14 protein-coding genes, 2 tRNA genes and 1 riboswitch are annotated in these 17,709 nt (G+C 44.1%); of the genes, 13 read left to right on the forward strand and 3 right to left on the reverse strand.

What is annotated here, in order from left to right; translation table 11 throughout:
* The first annotated feature begins 41 nt into the window (after positions 1–41).
* Positions 42–806: a ribonuclease PH gene (rph, locus tag NYP69_RS05985; protein ID WP_004112121.1), complete on the forward strand. Its 765-nt coding sequence runs from the start codon at positions 42–44 to the stop codon at positions 804–806.
* A gap of 81 nt (positions 807–887) precedes the next feature.
* On the forward strand, positions 888–1,571 hold the full coding sequence (locus NYP69_RS05990) for a non-canonical purine NTP pyrophosphatase (protein ID WP_473413026.1): 684 nt from the start codon (positions 888–890) through the stop codon (positions 1,569–1,571).
* A 95-nt stretch (positions 1,572–1,666) separates the two neighbouring features.
* Here the strand turns inward: NYP69_RS05990 and NYP69_RS05995 are convergent.
* Together NYP69_RS05995 and NYP69_RS06000 are read right to left on the reverse strand one after the other, a co-directional pair.
* Positions 1,667–1,747 (reverse strand) — tRNA-Leu (locus tag NYP69_RS05995).
* 36 nt (positions 1,748–1,783) lie between these two features.
* Positions 1,784–1,856 (reverse strand) — tRNA-Thr (locus NYP69_RS06000).
* 335 nt (positions 1,857–2,191) lie between these two features.
* On the opposite strand from NYP69_RS06000, the gene pgi reads away from it, so the two are divergent.
* The 9 genes from pgi (at position 2,192) to NYP69_RS06045 (ending at position 14,436) form a co-directional block, all read left to right on the forward strand.
* Positions 2,192–3,886 carry a glucose-6-phosphate isomerase gene (gene pgi / locus NYP69_RS06005; protein ID WP_116438224.1) on the forward strand — a complete coding sequence of 565 codons (1,695 nt, stop codon included), beginning with the start codon at positions 2,192–2,194 and terminating at the stop codon, positions 3,884–3,886.
* A 508-nt stretch (positions 3,887–4,394) separates the two neighbouring features.
* A riboswitch (M-box (ykoK) riboswitch) is annotated at positions 4,395–4,555 on the forward strand.
* Between the two features lie 113 nt (positions 4,556–4,668).
* Positions 4,669–4,821 carry a hypothetical protein gene (locus NYP69_RS06010; RefSeq protein WP_473413027.1) on the forward strand — a complete coding sequence of 51 codons (153 nt, stop codon included), beginning with the start codon at positions 4,669–4,671 and terminating at the stop codon, positions 4,819–4,821.
* A 132-nt stretch (positions 4,822–4,953) separates the two neighbouring features.
* Positions 4,954–6,702, forward strand: a complete 1,749-nt coding sequence (locus NYP69_RS06015; RefSeq protein ID WP_473413029.1) for an ABC transporter permease — start codon at positions 4,954–4,956, stop codon at positions 6,700–6,702.
* A gap of 138 nt (positions 6,703–6,840) precedes the next feature.
* Positions 6,841–8,373 carry an ABC transporter ATP-binding protein gene (locus NYP69_RS06020; protein ID WP_119529191.1) on the forward strand — a complete coding sequence of 511 codons (1,533 nt, stop codon included), beginning with the start codon at positions 6,841–6,843 and terminating at the stop codon, positions 8,371–8,373.
* A gap of 256 nt (positions 8,374–8,629) precedes the next feature.
* Positions 8,630–8,998: a 50S ribosomal protein L19 gene (gene rplS, locus NYP69_RS06025; RefSeq protein ID WP_004127473.1), complete on the forward strand. Its 369-nt coding sequence runs from the start codon at positions 8,630–8,632 to the stop codon at positions 8,996–8,998.
* Positions 8,999–9,033: 35 nt separating this feature from the next.
* Entirely contained in the window at positions 9,034–9,987 is a 954-nt protein-coding gene (gene lepB, locus NYP69_RS06030) for a signal peptidase I (protein WP_016636362.1), read from the forward strand.
* Between the two features lie 104 nt (positions 9,988–10,091).
* On the forward strand, positions 10,092–10,775 hold the full coding sequence (locus tag NYP69_RS06035) for a ribonuclease HII (RefSeq protein WP_410293993.1): 684 nt from the start codon (positions 10,092–10,094) through the stop codon (positions 10,773–10,775).
* Positions 10,776–11,105: 330 nt separating this feature from the next.
* Complete coding sequence (locus tag NYP69_RS06040) at positions 11,106–13,679, forward strand: ABC transporter ATP-binding protein (protein WP_410293994.1); 2,574 nt, start codon at positions 11,106–11,108, stop codon at positions 13,677–13,679.
* Positions 13,663–14,436 carry an HNH endonuclease family protein gene (locus NYP69_RS06045; protein WP_016793387.1) on the forward strand — a complete coding sequence of 258 codons (774 nt, stop codon included), beginning with the start codon at positions 13,663–13,665 and terminating at the stop codon, positions 14,434–14,436. Before NYP69_RS06040 ends, NYP69_RS06045 begins: the two co-directional genes overlap by 17 nt.
* 185 nt (positions 14,437–14,621) lie before the next feature.
* Here NYP69_RS06045 and serS read toward each other — a convergent pair whose 3' ends face one another.
* On the reverse strand, positions 14,622–15,908 hold the full coding sequence (serS, locus tag NYP69_RS06050; RefSeq protein WP_020759216.1) for a serine--tRNA ligase: 1,287 nt from the start codon (positions 15,906–15,908) through the stop codon (positions 14,622–14,624).
* A gap of 118 nt (positions 15,909–16,026) precedes the next feature.
* Here serS and trxA point away from each other — a divergent pair, with 118 nt between their 5' ends.
* Positions 16,027–16,404 carry a thioredoxin gene (gene trxA, locus NYP69_RS06055; RefSeq protein WP_004133384.1) on the forward strand — a complete coding sequence of 126 codons (378 nt, stop codon included), beginning with the start codon at positions 16,027–16,029 and terminating at the stop codon, positions 16,402–16,404.
* Positions 16,405–16,583: 179 nt separating this feature from the next.
* Positions 16,584–17,588: an aggregation-promoting factor C-terminal-like domain-containing protein gene (locus tag NYP69_RS06060; RefSeq protein ID WP_004133382.1), complete on the forward strand. Its 1,005-nt coding sequence runs from the start codon at positions 16,584–16,586 to the stop codon at positions 17,586–17,588.
* Positions 17,589–17,709: the final 121 nt, after the last annotated feature.

The raw sequence follows: 17,709 nt of genomic DNA on the forward strand, positions 1-17,709 counted from the left end.
TGCTGTGTGCTAGTTAATGCCGCGTGCTAAATTGTTGAATTATGGCTCAAATTAAGGATATGTTGGAATCTGTAAAACCTATTCGCTTTGATGGCAGAGATGTGGACGAGTTGCGGCCAGTAAAAATCACGCGCAATTTTACAAACGTTCCAGAAGGCTCCGTTCTTATTGAGTGCGGAAATACGCGCGTTATGTGCACTGCCACTTTTACTATTGGCGTTCCGCGCTGGAGGCGAGACACTGGTTTAGGTTGGGTTACAGCCGAGTACTCAATGCTTCCAAGGGCCACTGCCGAGCGCACTGATCGCGAGTCTGTTAAGGGCAAAATCGGTGGCCGCACGCACGAGATTAGTCGTCTTATTGGTCGCTGCCTTAGGGGCGTTATAGACATGAAGGCAATGGGCGAGTGCCTTATTCAAATCGATTGCGATGTTCTTCAAGCAGATGGCGGCACGCGTACAGCTTCGATTACGGGTGCGTATGTTGCTCTTGTAGATGCGCTAAATTGGGCCGAAAAGCACAAGCATATTCGTAGCGCTAAAAACGTTCTTAAAGACTCTGTTTCTGCTGTTTCAGTGGGCGTGATTAATGGCACTCCAATGCTTGATTTGCCTTATGTAGAAGATAGTCAAGCTATGACAGATATGAATGTTGCTATGACTGGTTCGGGCAATTTTATTGAGATTCAAGGCACGGCGGAGCATCGCCCGTTTAATCGCGATGAGCTTAACGTTTTGCTTGATTTGGCAGCTAAGGGGAATCGCGAGCTTCAAGCGGCTCAGCGTGCAGCTTTAAGTCAAAATTAAATTAAGTCAAAATTAAATAAAATTCAAAATTAGATAAAATTTATGTCTGTTTATTCGATAAATTACTAAGGAGTGGCGAGCGTGAAACTTGTTGTGGCAACGCATAATGAGGGTAAACTCGTTGAAATTAAGCGGATTCTTAACGAAGAGTTTGCGGAAATATCGGAGCATATTGAGCTTGTTACTGCTGGCTCTTTGGGGCTTCCAGACCCAGTGGAAACAGGCGTGACTTTTGAGCAAAACGCGCTAATCAAGGCTAGAGACGTTGCGCAAAGAACTGGATTGCCTGCGGTTGCTGACGATTCTGGCTTGATTGTAGACGTTTTGGGCGCGGCTCCAGGCATACTTTCTGCTCGCTGGAGCGGTGTTCATGGAGATGACAAAGCAAATAATGCGCTTTTGCTTAAGCAGCTTGAGGATATTCCAGACGAATGCCGAACTGCGCGATTTAGATGCGCGGCGGCTCTTGCTGTTCCTAAAGACTGCGTTGATGCGGATTTGGAAAACGCTATGTGGAAAAACAACGGTTTTGAGACTGTTCGCGTTGGAGAAATGGTTGGGCGCTTGATTCGCGCGCCTAGAGGTTGCAACGGTTTTGGCTACGATCCACTTTTTGTGCCAAATAATCAGCCCGTTAGGGATGGCGTTCAAATGCACGATTTAACTAGCGCGCAACTTAGTCAGCAAGAAAAAAATGCGATTTCTCATCGCGGCAACGCTTTGAGGGCGATTTTGCCTGAGTTAAAGGCGATGTTTATTGAGTAGTTGCGATTTAATTTGCGATTATAGTTGCGATAAACTCACGATTTTAGCTTGCGATTAAAGCTTGCAACTTTTGCTTGCGATTAAACTACAAAATGTGCGCGAGATGGGACTTGAACCCACACGTCGTAAGACACAGGAACCTAAATCCTGCGCGTCTACCATTCCGCCACTCGCGCAAAATCGCCTAAACAGGCAAAAAATGGGTTTTTAAGAGCCACTTGACAGAATCGAACTGTCGACCTTCTCATTACGAGTGAGACGCTCTACCGACTGAGCTAAAGTGGCAATTGCCCGAGAAGCATTCGCGACTCGCGCACAAATCAAATACTATATATGAATATTTCGATTTTGTCTAGTGCGCCGCGCCGTAATGTTCGCATGTGTTCTAGTCAAAGTGTATTTCTGTCCGCTTTTGTGAGTATCTTGGCAATTGGAAGATGTGATGCAAGCGCCTTGCTTTAGCTCATTTTTACACTTGTTTACATTATGATTTTTGCTTACGATTCATGATGATTTTGCATTGTGTTTAAGTGTGCCAAAGATTGTGCTTAGACTTAAAACATTTATATAAAACATTTATAAATCATCACATCACTTAATAAAGATGAAAGGACCTAGAAATGGCCATCAATCCACCAGTTGACGCCGTTAAGACCCCAGAATGGGCTGCATTGCAAAAGCACTATGATGAGTTGCAATCCGAAGGCGTGAGCCTGAAGAAGTGGTTTGCTGAAGATGCAAATCGCGTGGATAAGTTGAGCTTCGAAGCTGGAGATCTCCACTTCGATCTTTCTAAGAATTTGATTAAGCCAGAAACGCTTAAGCTTTTCGCAAACCTTGCTAAGGCTGTTAAGCTCGACGAGCGCACTAAGGCAATGTACACTGGCGTGCACATTAACAACACCGAAGACCGCGCAGTTTTGCACACTGCTTTGCGCCGCCCAGCAGAAGACGCTGGCAAGTTTATTGTAGACGGCCAAGATACTGTTGCCGACGTTCGCGAGGTTTTGGGTCGCATTTACGATTTTGCTAACGAAGTTCGTTCTGGCGCTTGGAAGGGCGTTACTGGCAAGAACATTAAGACTGTTGTAAACATTGGTATCGGCGGCTCCGACTTGGGTCCAGTCATGGTTTACGAAGCCTTAAAGCCATACGCTGACGCTGGTATTAGCGCTCGCTACGTTTCTAACATTGATCCAAACGATATGGCAGAAAAGACCAAGGATTTGGATCCAGAAACCACGCTCTTCATCATCGTTTCCAAGACTTTCACCACTTTGGAAACTTTGACTAACGCTCGTAGCGCTCGCACATGGTTGCTTAACAAGCTTCAGGAGAGCGGTGCTATCGACGGCAGTGACGCAAAGAAGGCAGAAGCTGTTGCAAAGCACTTTGTGGCTGTTTCTACCAACCTCGAGAAGGTTGAAGAGTTCGGCATTAACCCAACCAACGCCTTTGGCTTCTGGAACTGGGTTGGCGGCCGTTACTCCGTTGATTCCGCTGTTGGCACTTCTTTGGCTGTTGTTTTAGGACCAGAGCGCTTTGAGGAATTCTTGAAGGGCTTCCACGCAATCGATACCTACTTTGTTGAGACTCCATTCGAGAAGAATGTTGTTGTTCTTCTTGGTATGCTCAACGTTTGGTACCGCAACTTCTACAAGGTTGCTTCCCACGCTGTTCTTCCATACGATCAGTACTTGCATCGCTTCCCAGCGTATTTGCAGCAGCTCACTATGGAATCCAACGGCAAGTCGGTTCGCTGGGACGGCACTCCTGTAACCAGCGAAACTGGCGAAATCTTCTGGGGCGAGCCAGGCACCAATGGCCAGCACGCTTTCTACCAGTTGATTCACCAGGGCACTCAGCTTATTCCAGCTGATTTTATTGCCTTTGTAAACACGCCAAATCCTACTAAAGATGGCGATCAAGACGTGCACGAGCTTTTCTTGGGCAACTATCTTGCACAGACTAAGGCTCTTGCTTTTGGAAAGACTGCAGACGAAGTTCGCGCTGAAGGCACTCCAGAGGAGATTGTTCCAGCTCGCGTATTTAGCGGCAACCGTCCAACCACTTCCATCTTTGGCGATGCTTTGACTCCATTTAGCTTGGGTGAGTTGATTGCTCTCTACGAGCACATCACCTTTGTTGAAGGCACTGTTTGGGGCTTGGATTCTTACGATCAGTGGGGTGTGGAGCTTGGCAAGCAGCTTGCAAAGCAGATTACTCCTGCAATCTCTAAGGATGATAGCGCTTTGGCAGCTCAGGATGCTTCTACGCAGAGCTTGATTCGCTTCTACCGCGCTCATCGCAAGTAAGTGAGCGAGTAGCAATCTTATTTGATTGTTAATCTAAAGCCTCTTGGCGTATTTACTCGTCAAGAGGCTTTTTTCTCTCCGAATTGACTTTTCGAGCTAACGACATTCTCTGCTTGGTGTTGTATGAGGGCTGGGTGTTTCTTGTCTCACAACGCTCCGCCTATTACGTGTGGTTTGTTGTTGCGGTTGTTCCGATTTGGCTTTGATTTTGTTTTTGTGTTGAAGTTTGTTTGTAGGGTGAGTCATTGGGCTATTGGGTATCGGCTGCCGCTCTTATACTGTTCGACCAAGAATCACCCAGCCCTCTTGCATGCTTGAACAATTGCGTAGTTTTCATCACCGAGATTCTCGATTTTTCTTGCTACTTCAGCGAATCACCATCAAAGATGCTGAGGTTCGCTTCATCCGCTGCAAAAAATCTCGCATCTCTACCTTACTTGCGCTTAAATCGTAGCGCGAGAAATCAATTCAAAAATAGGTTGACTTAAAAGTGGTGATAATTTATAATGAGCACGGTCGGTAGGTAAGGCTACCACGGGGATACGGGTTGCTGCCGCAACACAGTGGAGACACTGCAAGTTGGTCAACAGTCGTTGTCGATTTCAAGGCTTCGACTAATGCAACGCCATCGCCCTGCGAAGCTGAAGCTTGAACGACAAGATTAATGTTGATTTCTTTTGATTTGTAAATCACATTGTGTCTTCTTGCTTGCCGTCCGATTCAATGACGATGCGATAGTACGGTTTTGCGTTGGCGCGCACAAGCTAGAGGAGGTGATTGCTGTGAAACATGACAGTACGGGTTGTAATCAAAGTTCTAATACTGCTAATACTGTTAACGCTGTTAGTGATGATTCAGACAGTGTTAGTAGTAGTACGGACGTTCCTCCTGAATATAAAAAAGCCAGCAATCGCCGCCGAAATACTTGCGTTTAGTGATTTAGTGATTTAGTGATTTAGCTGATTAGGCTTACTAGCTTTATTGGGCTTATTAGCCTTATTAGGATTACGCAAAATAGTGGTGATAAGCGGCTCTCAAAGAAAATACGCGTTACCAGAGGACTTATCATGACAATATTTACAACATCTGGAAAAAGTAGTGCCAGCGCGCAAGTAGACGAAAACACTCGTTTTTGGTCCGACATTATTGTGTGCGTTGGCATAATCGCACTTTTTGGAGTAAGCGCTTTCCTTTTGCAGCGCATTAACCAGCCGATTGGACCTAGTGGCATACCTTCCGCGGTTTCAACAGACCTTATTAATTTGCCTTATTACACGCTTAGATCCGTGTTTCGTATGATGCTTGCGCTTATAGCATCGCTGATTTTTACGATTATTTACGGATCTCTTGCAGCGCGCAGCCGTCGCTTGGGCAAGGTGCTTATTCCGTTGCTAGACATTTTGCAATCCGTTCCAATTCTTGGCTTCCTTTCGGCTACTGTAACGATTTGGCTTGTTATTTTCCCAGGATCGATGATGGGCGTTGAAGCCGCTTCGATTTTTGCGATTTTTACAAGCCAGGCTTGGAATATGACTTTCTCGTTCCACCGTTCGCTTTTAAGTGAGCCTAAGGAGTTAGACGAGGCAGTGCGCAGCTTGCAACTTACGCATTGGCAGAGATTCTGGGTGCTGGATATGCCAAACGCAATGATTCCGCTGCTTTGGAATTGCATGATGAGCGTTGGCGGCGGATGGTTCTTCCTTACTGCTTCCGAGATGATTTCCGTAAACAATCACACTTATGCGCTGCCTGGAGTAGGTAGCTTTGTTGCGCAATCTGCTGCAGAAAACAAGCTTGGAAATATTTGGTGGGCCATTTTATCCATGATTATTGTTGTGCTTGCAATCGACTTCTTCCTTTGGAAGCCGCTTACCGCGTGGGCAGAGCGATTCCGCATAACGCAAAGCGCGTCCGATGAAGAGCGAAAGAGTGCGATTTTAACGCTGATTCGTCATTCGCATGCCGACGAAGTTATTAGCAAGCTGTTTTCGCCTATTCGCGAGTGGGTGGAATTGGCTACGCGCCCATTCGGACGCACGGGTGCAAAATGGCCTCGTAAAGCGTCTGCCCGCAAGCTTGGCGATTTAGTTTTTAACGTTGTAATGATTGTTCTAATTATTGCTGCGGCTGCGCAAATGCTTTACTTTGTAGCAACTCGCACAGGTTTGCAAGAGTTTGTTACAGCTGGAGCGTTAGGCGCTTTGACTTTTGTGCGCGTTGCAGTGTTGATTTTTGTAAGCTCGCTGATTTGGGTGCCAGTAGGCGTGTATATTGGCATGAATCCTAAGATTTCTCGCATTATGCAACCTGTTGTGCAAATCTTGGCTAGTTTCCCAGCAAACTTTATATTCCCATTTGCAATGATGTGGTTTATGGCTTGGCACATTGACCTTGGCTGGGGAAGTATTATTTTGATGGCACTTGGCACGCAATGGTACATTCTGTTTAACGTTATTGCAGGCGCTAGTGCGATTCCAGACGATTTACGAGAAATGACAAGAAGCTTTAGATTAAATCGTGTACTTAAGTGGAAGACTCTTGTTTTGCCTGCGATTTTTGGATCTTGGTGCACTGGCGGAATTACTGCCGCTGGCGGCGCTTGGAACGCTTCGATTGTTGCAGAGATTGTTGAATACGGCAAGAATCACATGGCAACTCAAGGTTTGGGTGCGTATATTACGAATGCAACAACCGTTGGTGATTCTGTAAAAACGCTTGTGGGAGTAACTGTTATGAGCTTAATAGTTGTGTTAAGTAATCGACTTTTCTGGGCGCCTTTGCAAAGGTATTCGGCAAAAAGATTCGTGTTGAATTAAACGATTGGCTAATCGCAAGTAACCGATGATTAGTTGCTTGTTAGTTGCCATTAATCGCTAAATCAATATAAATAAAATCAATAAATTCAAAAATTAAACTTATAAACTTACAAACTTTACGAAAAGATTGGCAAAATTATGAACACTTTGAACAAAAACGCGCAAAAGGCTGCGCAGTCTTCAATTACAAGCGACATTATTGACGCAAAGCACATAAGCCAGAGCTTTACTTCGGATAGTGGCACTACTCAGCACGTACTTCACGACATATCGTTTACGCTGCGCGAAGGCGAAATCGTTGCAATTCTAGGGCGTTCTGGCGCGGGAAAGTCAACCTTCTTGCGAACAATGGCAGGCTTGATTCAGCCAACAGAGGGAACAGTTACATATCGCGGACGCGAGCTTACAGGGCCAAACCCAGGAGTGGCAATCGTCTTCCAAACCTTTGCTCTTATGCCATGGCTTACAGTTCAAGACAATGTGGAGCTTGGCTTGCGCGCTAGAGGCGTTAGTAAAGAGAAGCGCACGGAGCTTGCGCTCGCTGCAATAGATGCAATTGGCTTGGACGGCTTTGAAACAGCGTACCCAAAGGAGCTTTCGGGCGGTATGCGCCAGCGTGTAGGCATTGCGCGCGCGCTGGTTTTGCGCCCAGACGCTTTGTTTATGGATGAGCCATTCTCGGCTCTTGACGTTCTTACGGCAGAAAATCTTCGTCAGGAAGTTCTTAAGCTTTGGTCTAGTGAAGAGCGTGATATCAAGTCTGTTGTAATCGTTACGCACAATATTGAAGAAGCTGTGCAAATGGCGGATCGCGTGGTAGTTTTGGGGTCTCATCCAGGTCATTTGATTGCAGATGTGCAAGTTGATTTGCCTCGACCAAGAGACAAGCATAGTGCTGAATTTGAGGCGATGGTAGATAATCTTTATGCTATTTTGACTGGCTCGAATCCAGAAAGCGATCTTGAATCGCAAAATGCGGATTCGTCCGTCTCTAGCGATTCGTCTAGTGCTGCGAGCGACTCTTTGCCTGCGGAGCAAGCGGATGCGGAAGAAACTGAGGCTGCTGCAATCGCAGATATGCTTATTCAAAAGCATCACGATGCAGAAGTGGAAGCTAAGCAAAACGAAGAGCAAGCGGATGCGGGCGAGCAAAAGCCAGAGCCAGTTGCTGTGCACTTGCTGCCTAATGCAACGCCAGGAGGCATGGCTGGTTTGCTAGACGTTATATCGGAAGAGCCAGATGGTATTGATTTGGCTGATTTGGCTGCGGATTTGTCGTTTGAAATCGATGACTTGTTCCCGCTTGTGGATGCTGGAACAATGCTTGATTTGCTCACAGCAGAAAATGGCCATATTACGATTACGCAAGCTGGTCAAGAGTGGCATAATGCCGACATTTTGCACAGCAAGCAGGTGTTTGCGCGACTTGCGATTGAGCATGCGCCTCTTGTTCACGCGATTGACCAGGCTTTGAGCCGAAACCGCAACGGCAAGCTTCGCGGTGAGTTGATTTTGGATTTGCTTCGCAGTAAGCATACGGACGCTTTGGCTCGTCAGCAATTTGATATTGCGATTAGCTGGGGTCGTTATGGTGAGCTTTTTGACTACGATGCCGACGACGACGAGTTAACGCGTACTGTTGAAACAGCGCCGCTTAATGGCGTTGCGTGATAAAATAGTGCGAAATAGTGCTAAATAATGTCCATTATTGAGCATAAATTTATGTTCGTATGCTTTCAATAAGCGGATGCCGCATAGTCTGCTTATTAGTAGTCTAGCCAGCTTTTGAAGATTGGCGGATGGAAGCCCCAAAAAGCAAACTTTTTGGGAAAGATTATTCAAAGTAAAGTTAAAAGTCAAAATTAAAATTAGACAATTTACTTTGATAAAACTTGCGCTGATATGCGGCGGCGATGGAGGAATTATTATGGTGAATGCTGTAGAAGCATTTGATGCTAAGCATCTTAAGGCTGCCGAAGAAATCCCAGCTTTCCGTCCTGGAGATACTGTTGACGTTAACGTTAAGATTCAGGAAGGCAACAACACTCGTATTCAGACTTTTACTGGCGTAGTTATTGCTCGTAAGGGTGCTGGCGTTCGCGAGACTTTTGTTGTTCGTAAGGTTAGCTTTGGTACTGGTGTTGAGCGTCGCTTCCCACTTCATTCTCCAGCTATCGATTCGATTAAGCTGGTTCGTAGTGGTCGCGTTCGTCGCGCTAAGCTTTACTACTTGCGCGCTTTGCGTGGCAAGGCTGCTCGTATTGCCGAGCGTCGTGACAACAGCGCTGCTAAGTAAATTTATTTAGGTTAAGGATTTACATAAGGATTAATATGCATTCCGAAGACTTGCAAAATAGCGATAATCATATTGTTAATGTAGCAGGTCACGGCTTGAATCCTTCTCCTGTTCCACCCGAGCCAGAAGTCAAGCGTAATCTTGCTTCTGGCTTTGGTGTTATGAGCGTTTTTAATTTTGGCTCTAAGAGTGCTGGAGCTGGTATGCACTCTAAACATTGCAAAATCAGGGGAAATCACGTTTCTGGTAATTGCGTGAATAATCGCGATTATACGAATTACGCTTTGCGTGGTAATAATTCGGAGCAAAATAATCGTCAAAATTCTCAAGAGCAAAATGGCTCTAAAGCAAGAACAGTAAAGCTTTTCAAAACTTCTTGGAAAGAGCTTATTGCTTGGTATCTTGTTCCTATTATTGTTGTGATTCTTTTGCGTATTTTTATTCTTGGCGTGTATTTTATACCGTCGGGATCTATGCTAGACACAATTCATATAGGCGATTACGTTGTTACGTCTAAACTAACTCCTAGGGTTTTTCCGCTAAATCGTGGTGATATTGTTGTTTTCGAAGATCCCGCTAATTGGCTAAGCGGAGAAAGCAGCAGTGGTGGCATTCTTGCAGGCAAAGATTTAATTAAGCGTCTTATTGGTCTTCCTGGAGATACAGTTGAGTGCAAGGGAGATGGCGACCCGATTTTGGTTAATGGCGTTCCAGTTCTTGAATCTGCTTACATTAGACCAGGCGTAAGTCCGAGTGCGTTTGCGTTTAAGGTAAAAGTTAAGCCAGGTCACGTTTTTGTTCTTGGAGATAATCGCGCTAATTCCGCGGATTCTAGGTACCATAAGAACGATGGAGACGACGGTTTAGTGCCAATTTCTAAAATTGAAGGCGTTGCGTTTATGCGTTTTTGGCCACTTAATCGTATGGGTATTTTTGAAAACCACAGCGATGCTTTTGACGATGTAAAAGCCAAATCTGCAAATAAGTAAGACGTAAGTAGACGTAATTAAGCATAAGTAAACGTAAGTTGATATCGCAAATAAGTAGATATCGCAAATAAGTAGTGCAAATAAGTAGTTAAGAGTAGGCAAATTTGGCAATTATTCCATCTTTTGACTTTGAACAAAACCTTATAAGCAGCGGATTTGACTGGGTTGTTGGCTTAGACGAAGTTGGCCGCGGTAGTCTTGCTGGTCCTGTTATGGTTGGGGCTGCGCTTTTTAGTGCGCAAAAGATTAAATCGGGTAGTTTTCCGCAAGGTTTAGCGGATTCTAAGCTTCTTAATGCGCATAAGCGGGAGGGTTTGCTGGATCCGATTGAAAATTGGTGTAATGCTTTTGCTGTTGGCTCTTGCACAAATCGTCAAATTGACGAGTGGGGTATTAGCTACGCTCTTGGTGTTGCTGCGATTAATGCAATTAACGATGTTCAAAATCGCATGCGCTCTAGCCTTAAAGATGCGCGGATTGCTGCGATTTTGGACGGTCCGTTCAATTACGTTGGCAAAGCTTTAGGTACTTTTGATGCGCCTAGTATGCAATTTTCTGTAAAAGTTCACACTTTAGTTAAGGCAGATCAAAAGTGTGCTAGTGTTTCTGCGGCTTCTGTTATTGCAAAGGTGACTCGAGATTCGTTGATGATTGATTTAGCGCAAAATCCAAAATATGCTGTTTACGATTGGGCGCATAACAAGGGCTATGGTTCTAAAGCGCATAGGGATGCGATTCTTGAGCACGGCGCTAGCGATTTGCACCGTTTGAGTTGGCATTTGGGGTAGTGCGCATTTTGTGTAGCTAGCAATCTACAATTCGGCGTGTTGATGCCTGGCGTTTAGCGTAATCTTATGTGTTGTAATAGGTAGCGAATCTGTGTGTTAGAGAGTGCTTGTAGAAGTGCATTTTACGGGTTTGAAAAGTGATTTATAGTGCTTTAAGAGTTTAGATGTTAGATGTGCTATGAGTATTAGATTTGTTTGATGTTTGATGTTTAGATATTTAGATGTTTGGCTGTTTTTGTGTTTGTTTGCACTGGTTAAATGTGTTCGCTCTTATGCATAATATAACTACGTTGATTTTGTAGGTTTTATGAACAAGAAAAGGATAGTTAAATGATTAGTCGTTTCTTTGCTTTTGTTCCAGGTGTTAAACATCTGGTTGCCTTAAGAGCGGCGTGTCTTGCTATATCTTCTCTTGCAAACATCGGTTTTGTGTATGTTTGTGTTGGTATTCTTTCGCCTATTTTGATTCCAGCAAAATATACTGGTAAATCTTTGCTTAGCTCCGTTGAGTTAACGTCTTATTTGATTTCGCTTGTTGGTATTTTGATTATAAAATACATTGCTTTCCATCAATCTTGTATTTTTTCTACCGAGATTGGCACTCGCGTAGCTATGAAGCTTCGACCGAAGATGTTGCGATCTATGATTTCGCTCAGTTCGGCTAATCGCACTGATTCTGTTGAGTATTCTTCAATCTGCGTAAATGAAGATATTGCTTGGGTTCAGCGTTGGGCTGGTTTGCTTTTGCCGCAAATTTTTGCAGCTTTTCCTATGCCTTTTGCTGTTAGCATTGCGTTGTTCTCAATCAACACTTATCTAGCGAGTATTTGCCTCGTTGCGGCCGTTTTTTCTGCTTTAGCTCTTTGTACTGCGCTTTATAACGTTCGTGTTTTGTTGCGTTGTTTGTGCGCTTTTTTGACGTATTTTATGGTTGCGGTTGCTGTTGTTTGCACGGTTTGGCTTCTTTCAGTTAGGTCTGTTGGTCTTCCTGCAGCAATGCTAACTTTGCCGCTGCTTATGTTAAGTGTGGATCCAATTCGCCGAGTTGCTAATTGCATGCATATTAAAAATCGTGCTGTTTTGGGGCTAAATAATATTGGCGATTTGTTCAAAAGTGTTGCTGCTAATGGTGGTTCTTCCAATAATTCGTCTACTTTAGATTCCGATTTGGATTCCGAATATTCACAATCCGTGCTAGAAAAAATAGACAATAAGTCGTCTTTGAGTATTCCAGATGGCGCTAGCAACGTTTCTTTGCATGTTCGTTGTAATTTTGTTAAGAATAATCGTCCTTTGCGCGCATCCTTTAATGTTTCTAGTGGAAAACTGAATATAATGCCAAGCGAGTATTACGATTTAGTTGCGAATAACGTTCTTAATGGCGTCACTTTTAGCTCTAAATCGAATGTTGCGCTATCTTACAGTGATAGTTACGCTTTGCCTGATTTGGGTGCAGATTCGCCATTTGTGGCATCTGATTTTGGCGATATTGTGGGAAATCCTTCTTATATAACTCTAAATAATGTAGATCCTGGTGCATTGGCGGATCTTGTAACGATTGTTCGCAAGAATAGTCACATGTTTTCTGCTACTTTGCGAGAAAACTTACTGATGGCGTCTAAAAATGCTACTACAACGTCTATGTGGCAGGCACTTGGGGCTGCTCGCGCGGATGGTGTTGTTTATGCAGATTACAACGGTTTAGACTTGCGCGTAGAAAATATTCATGCCGAAAATAAGCAAGACATTCTTAGGCGACTTGTTATGGCGCGCGCGCTGATTCGCCGCACACCTGTATACATTTTTGACTATTCTTCTAAAAACATTAGCGCTAAAGAAGCTAAAAACTTATGCGATATTTTGCGCAAAATTGCCAAAAAAGCGACTATTCTTGTATTCCTTCCAAGCGATAGCTACGCCACTAGTGCAGACAATTTAGTTAAAGTTAGTGTGTTTAGTGATTCGCGTGCGCGAGCTGCATCTGTAGGCGCACTAAGTGGTGATTTAAGTGGCGATTTGCGCTCGCAAAGTGGCGATGAGCGTGAGAATGAGCGTGAGAATGAGCATGAGAATATTGCGCATAATAGTGGCAAAAAATCAAAAGTGTCTTACTTAAAGAAAGCATTATTTGCCATTCTCAGTGCCTTCTCAACTGTAATAAACATTGTTTGTGCTTTGCTGATTCCTGTTTGCGCAATCGCAGCAATGTTTGCTATAGCAAGCAGGCCGCTTTTTGGCTTAGGTGTTAAAGACTACGTTCTTGTTGTAGTTGTTTGCGCATGCTTAAGATGCTTAACGCTTGTTGCGTCTTTTGCAGGATTAGACCTTCATCACGCTCACTTACACAAGGCAGGTCTTAGTATGAGCGTTGGAATGATTCTTTCGATTATTCCAGCAATCGTTTTGCTAAGCTACTTTAGTGTTCAAATCGCGATTTTTGCATCTGTGATTTGTTTGCTAATCGTGTTTGTAATCCCAGGATTGTTTAGTTTGAGCCTTAAAAGCTTTATTAATAAAGTTCATTTAGACCAAAAAATGGTTGAACTAGAAGTAGACGATGTAGAGCTTGGTTTGCAAGAAGTATTGGCATTCCGTCAAGGAGACTATTGCGTTAAGCGAGTTGTTGACTCAATGCGGAAGTTGGCTCAGCAACGCGTAAGATTATCGCGCAAAGTCGGCAGAATGCAAGCGATTCTTATGTCGGTTTCTCTTATTGGAATCGCAAACGCAATAATGCTTGTTTCTAGCACAATCCACCCGCTTGTAACTAAGAATCCACAATGGAACGTTGTGTACGCAGTTATGGCAATCATTATTCTTATTAGCCTTATTCAGCAAGTGCTCAACATTGTTATACGTCGTATTCCTTGGGTTGTAGATATTAATCATGCTGCGCAATCGTAGTAATCGTAGCGGTCGTAGTAACCGTAGAGTAGGTGATGCGCGCTATAGCAACGCTCCAATCTCTAGGAGCGTAACGTCTTTTATATGGCTTATTGCGCTCGCGATTCTTGTAGGAATTGTTATTGGCTTAGTTTTGCCTAAACTCAACCAAGATGTTGGGAATATTACTGGAGAATACGTTGCCAGTGGAGATGCTGCCGAAAAGCTTAGCAAGTTAAAAGTAGATAAGTCGCATGCTTCTGGATATAACAGAAGCGTTTTTGGGTATAGAACTACAGACGATGATAAAAACGGTTGTGATGTTCGAGAAGACGTTCTTGCGCGTGATTTAACGCATGTTCGCTTTAAGTATGCGGGATCTTGCAAAGTGGCGTCTGGGCTTTTACACGACCCATATACAGGATTAGATATTAACTTTGTGCGAGGCAGAAAAACTAGCGCGCTTGTTCAAATTGACCACGTTGTTGCTCTAGAAAACGCTTGGCAGTCGGGTGCTTGGAAGTGGAATCGCGCTAAGCGACTTAAGTTTGGTAACGATATGCTAAACCTTCTTGCCGTGCAAGGAGCAGCAAATCAAGAAAAAGGCTCTGCTTCTGCAGCGTATTGGCTTCCATCTAATAAGTCTTTTAGATGCGGTTATGTAGCTAGGCAGATTGCTGTTAAGTATAAGTACGACCTTAGCGTTACAAGCGCCGAAAAGCAGAGTATGGCGTCTGTTTTGCACGGGTGTTCTGCGCAAGAGTTGCCTACAAAGTAGAGTGGCGCAATAAAAGTCGTAAGTGGCAAATTGCAAGTCGAATATTTGCAATTCGTAAGTAACAAATTGCAAGTCGCAAATCAAAATCAAAAATCAAAAAACAAAAACAAAAGTGTGCAAACCAAAACTGATTTGCACACTTATTAGTCAACGTTAAATTAAAGGCTTAAAGCTATGTTAGGCTTTTAGGCTTCCCACTTAGTAGGCTCAATAACCTCTTTGCCGCCCATGTATGCTTGCATAGCTTTTGGAATGTCAATCGAACCATCTTCGTGCTGATGATTTTCCAAAATAGCAACAAGCCAGCGAGTAGTAGCCAAAGTGCCATTAAGCGTGCTAACTGGGCGAGTTCCGCCATCTTCCATGCGCTCGCGAACATTCAAGCGACGAGCCTGATACTCCGTGCAATTAGAAGTAGAAGTAAGCTCGCGGTAGCGACCCTGAGTTGGCACCCAAGCTTCGCAATCAAACTTGCGCGCAGCAGAAGAGCCAAGGTCGCCAGCAGCGGTGTCAATAATGCGGTAAGGCACTTCCACCTTAGCAAGCATCTCTTGTTCCATTCCAAGCAACTTTTGATGTTCTGCGCGAGAATCTTCTTGCTTGCAATAAACAAACATTTCTACCTTATCGAATTGATGCACGCGAATAATGCCAGAAGTATCTTTTCCAGCAGCACCAGCTTCTCGGCGGTAGCAGCTCGACCAGCCACAGTAGCGCAAAGCGCCATTGCTTAAGTCAAGGATTTCATCCTCATGCATGCCAGCAAGAGCAACTTCGGATGTGCCAACTAGGTATTGATCATCTGGCTCGCGAAGGCGATAAATCTCGTCTGCGTGCGAATTCAAGAATCCAGTTCCTCGCATAACTTCTGGACGCACAAGTGTTGGCGTAATCGCAAGCGTAAAGCCGTGCTCTTCTGCTTGGTCTACAGCCATTGTAAGCATTGCGATTTGCAAGCGGGCAACAGCTCCGCGCAAGAAGTAGAAGCGAGAGCCTGCAACCTTAACGCCTCTGCGCATATCGATTCCAGCAACGCCAGTTCCAAGAGTTAAGTGATCCTTTGGCTCAAAGCCTTCTGCTGCAAAGTCGCGAGGTGTGCCAACCTTTTTAACAACAACGTAGTCGTCTTCTCCGCCTTCTGGAGCTTCGTCTTCTACAATGTTAGAAAGCTTCCACATTGCTGTTGTGTAGTCGGCAGTAGCTTGCTCGGATTGAGCCTTAAACTGTGCAACTTTTTGCGCTAACTCTTTTGTTTGTGCAATAAGTTCGGCTTTTTGGTCTGCGCTTGCGGCCGCTACCTTTTTGCCAATTGCTTTTTGATCGGCTCTAGCTGCCTCAAATGCCTTTAAGCTTGTGCGGCGCAAATCGTCTGCGCGAAGCACTTCATCGACAAGTTCTACGGACTCGCCACGCTTGCGTTGCGATTCCTTAACTACGTCGGCATGTTCACGAATAAATTGGATATCAAGCATGTTTTCTAGCCTAGTGCCGTAAGGCGACAGATAATGCGTATAAGCATGGTGCGAATGGCATACGCAAATGAGCATGTGTACGTGTAAAATTTATTAAATATTGTTTTAAGGAGTAAAAATGGCACTTATTCACGCTACTCAAGAAGATTTTGAGAAGATTGCAAGCACCAACGAGGTAGTTGTTGTTGATTTTTGGGCCACTTGGTGCGGTCCTTGCCGTGCTTTTGGGCCGATTTTTGAGCAAGTAAGCGCAAAGTTTGAAGATGTTCCGTTTGTTAAAGTAGACATTGATCAGTCTCCAGATTTGGCGAGTGCAGCTGCGATTAAAGCGGTTCCAACAGTTATGGTTATTAAGCGCGGAGATGTTATTTATCGTCAAGCTGGCGCTTTGCTTCCAGCTGATTTAGAAGATTTAGTTAATCAAGCTAAGGCTTATGATCCTAGTAAAGATGATGAAAATAATAAAGATAATGAAGGTGATTCTGTAAGCGAGTAAAGCGAATTTAATAAGAGTGTGAAATAATCGCAAGAACCTTGATTTTTAGCGCTTCTCTTTACATAAGACTACAATTATATATACTTTGTGCAAAAAGTCGTATGACTAAAAGTTATATAACGAAAAGTCGTATAACGTTTTAGATTTACACTTTGCACTAACTTCTATCAAGGAGAGTTATGACAAGTCACAGAAAGAAAACTGTTACGCTTACTTCATTGAGCATGCGTCAATGGGCAAGAGTCGCAGTGATTTTTGTTAGTATTGTGGCTGTTGTAGTTCTTGGAATTGTTTCTCGAAACTTTTATTCTGGTTCCAAATCAAATTCCGCAAAGTCTTATGTAACCGCCTATTCGGCTACAGATAGCGAAAATCAGGTTTCTCGTGGTGCATACAGAAACTCGCTTAAACCAGCTAAAAAAGGCGCAACTTCTTATATTACTGTAAATATAAATGGCCATCATCGCGCGGTTTTTGGAACAGATTTTACAAATGTTAAGTCCGTTTTAGAAGCGGGAGACATAACTTTGGATTCGCATGACGTTGTTACGCCGTCTCTTGATTCAAAGGTTAGCGAATCTACAGTTATAACCATTAAGCGTGCGGGAGCAAAGTTAGAAACTTCCGACGAGCCTATTGCGTTTAATACGGTTAAAAAAGAGACATCTGCTCTTCCAAAAGGCACGGAAAAGGTTAAAGAGCAGGGTGCGCCTGGTGTTATGGAAACAAGCAAAATTGTTACGCGCGCAGGTAAGAAGATTTTGTCTTCCAACGTTTTTGTATCTTTTGTTAAGCAAGCTCCAAAAGATAGGGTTGTTCTTGTTGGAACTGGCGGTGCTAGTGTAGATTCTGATTTTGCTGCGTCTATTGGAACCACTGTTCCAGCAGGCGAGATGCAAGAGTGGGCGCACTCGTGGTTGCTTTCAAACGGATATAGCGAGGCTGATTTTACTGCTACCGTGTTTATTATTTCGCACGAATCTGGCTGGCGCGTAAACGCTATGAATCCTTCTGGCGCATATGGTTTGCCTCAAGCTTTGCCTGGAAGAAAGATGTCTTCTATGGGAGCCGATTGGGCAACTAATTATCAAACTCAGCTTCGTTGGTTCTGGAATTATTGCAATGGTCGTTATGGGTCGATTCAAGGCGCGTATAGGCATTGGTTGTCGCATCGAAGCTACTGATTTGGCGTGTAGCTACTGATTTGGCGTGTAATGAATCTTTTGAGAATCGTTGGTTTTTGAGAATCGTGTGTTTGTAGTTTGTAGTTTGTAGCTTTGTAAACAACAAACTCACGGAGTAGAC

Source organism: Gardnerella sp. c17Ua_118, assembly GCF_055804255.1.

What these genes read in the sequence shown, in the direction of transcription:
- NYP69_RS06045 (WP_016793387.1), top strand. Translation starts at nt 13,663, where the DNA reads ATGCTGCGCAATCGTAGTAATCGTAGCGGTCGTAGTAACCGTAGAGTA.
- rplS (WP_004127473.1), top strand. Translation starts at nt 8,630, where the DNA reads ATGGTGAATGCTGTAGAAGCATTTGATGCTAAGCATCTTAAGGCTGCC.
- lepB (WP_016636362.1), top strand. Translation starts at nt 9,034, where the DNA reads ATGCATTCCGAAGACTTGCAAAATAGCGATAATCATATTGTTAATGTA.
- rph (WP_004112121.1), top strand. Translation starts at nt 42, where the DNA reads ATGGCTCAAATTAAGGATATGTTGGAATCTGTAAAACCTATTCGCTTT.
- pgi (WP_116438224.1), top strand. Translation starts at nt 2,192, where the DNA reads ATGGCCATCAATCCACCAGTTGACGCCGTTAAGACCCCAGAATGGGCT.
- NYP69_RS06015 (WP_473413029.1), top strand. Translation starts at nt 4,954, where the DNA reads ATGACAATATTTACAACATCTGGAAAAAGTAGTGCCAGCGCGCAAGTA.
- NYP69_RS06040 (WP_410293994.1), top strand. Translation starts at nt 11,106, where the DNA reads ATGATTAGTCGTTTCTTTGCTTTTGTTCCAGGTGTTAAACATCTGGTT.
- NYP69_RS06060 (WP_004133382.1), top strand. Translation starts at nt 16,584, where the DNA reads ATGACAAGTCACAGAAAGAAAACTGTTACGCTTACTTCATTGAGCATG.
- NYP69_RS06020 (WP_119529191.1), top strand. Translation starts at nt 6,841, where the DNA reads ATGAACACTTTGAACAAAAACGCGCAAAAGGCTGCGCAGTCTTCAATT.
- serS (WP_020759216.1), bottom strand. Translation starts at nt 15,908, where the DNA reads ATGCTTGATATCCAATTTATTCGTGAACATGCCGACGTAGTTAAGGAA.
- trxA (WP_004133384.1), top strand. Translation starts at nt 16,027, where the DNA reads ATGGCACTTATTCACGCTACTCAAGAAGATTTTGAGAAGATTGCAAGC.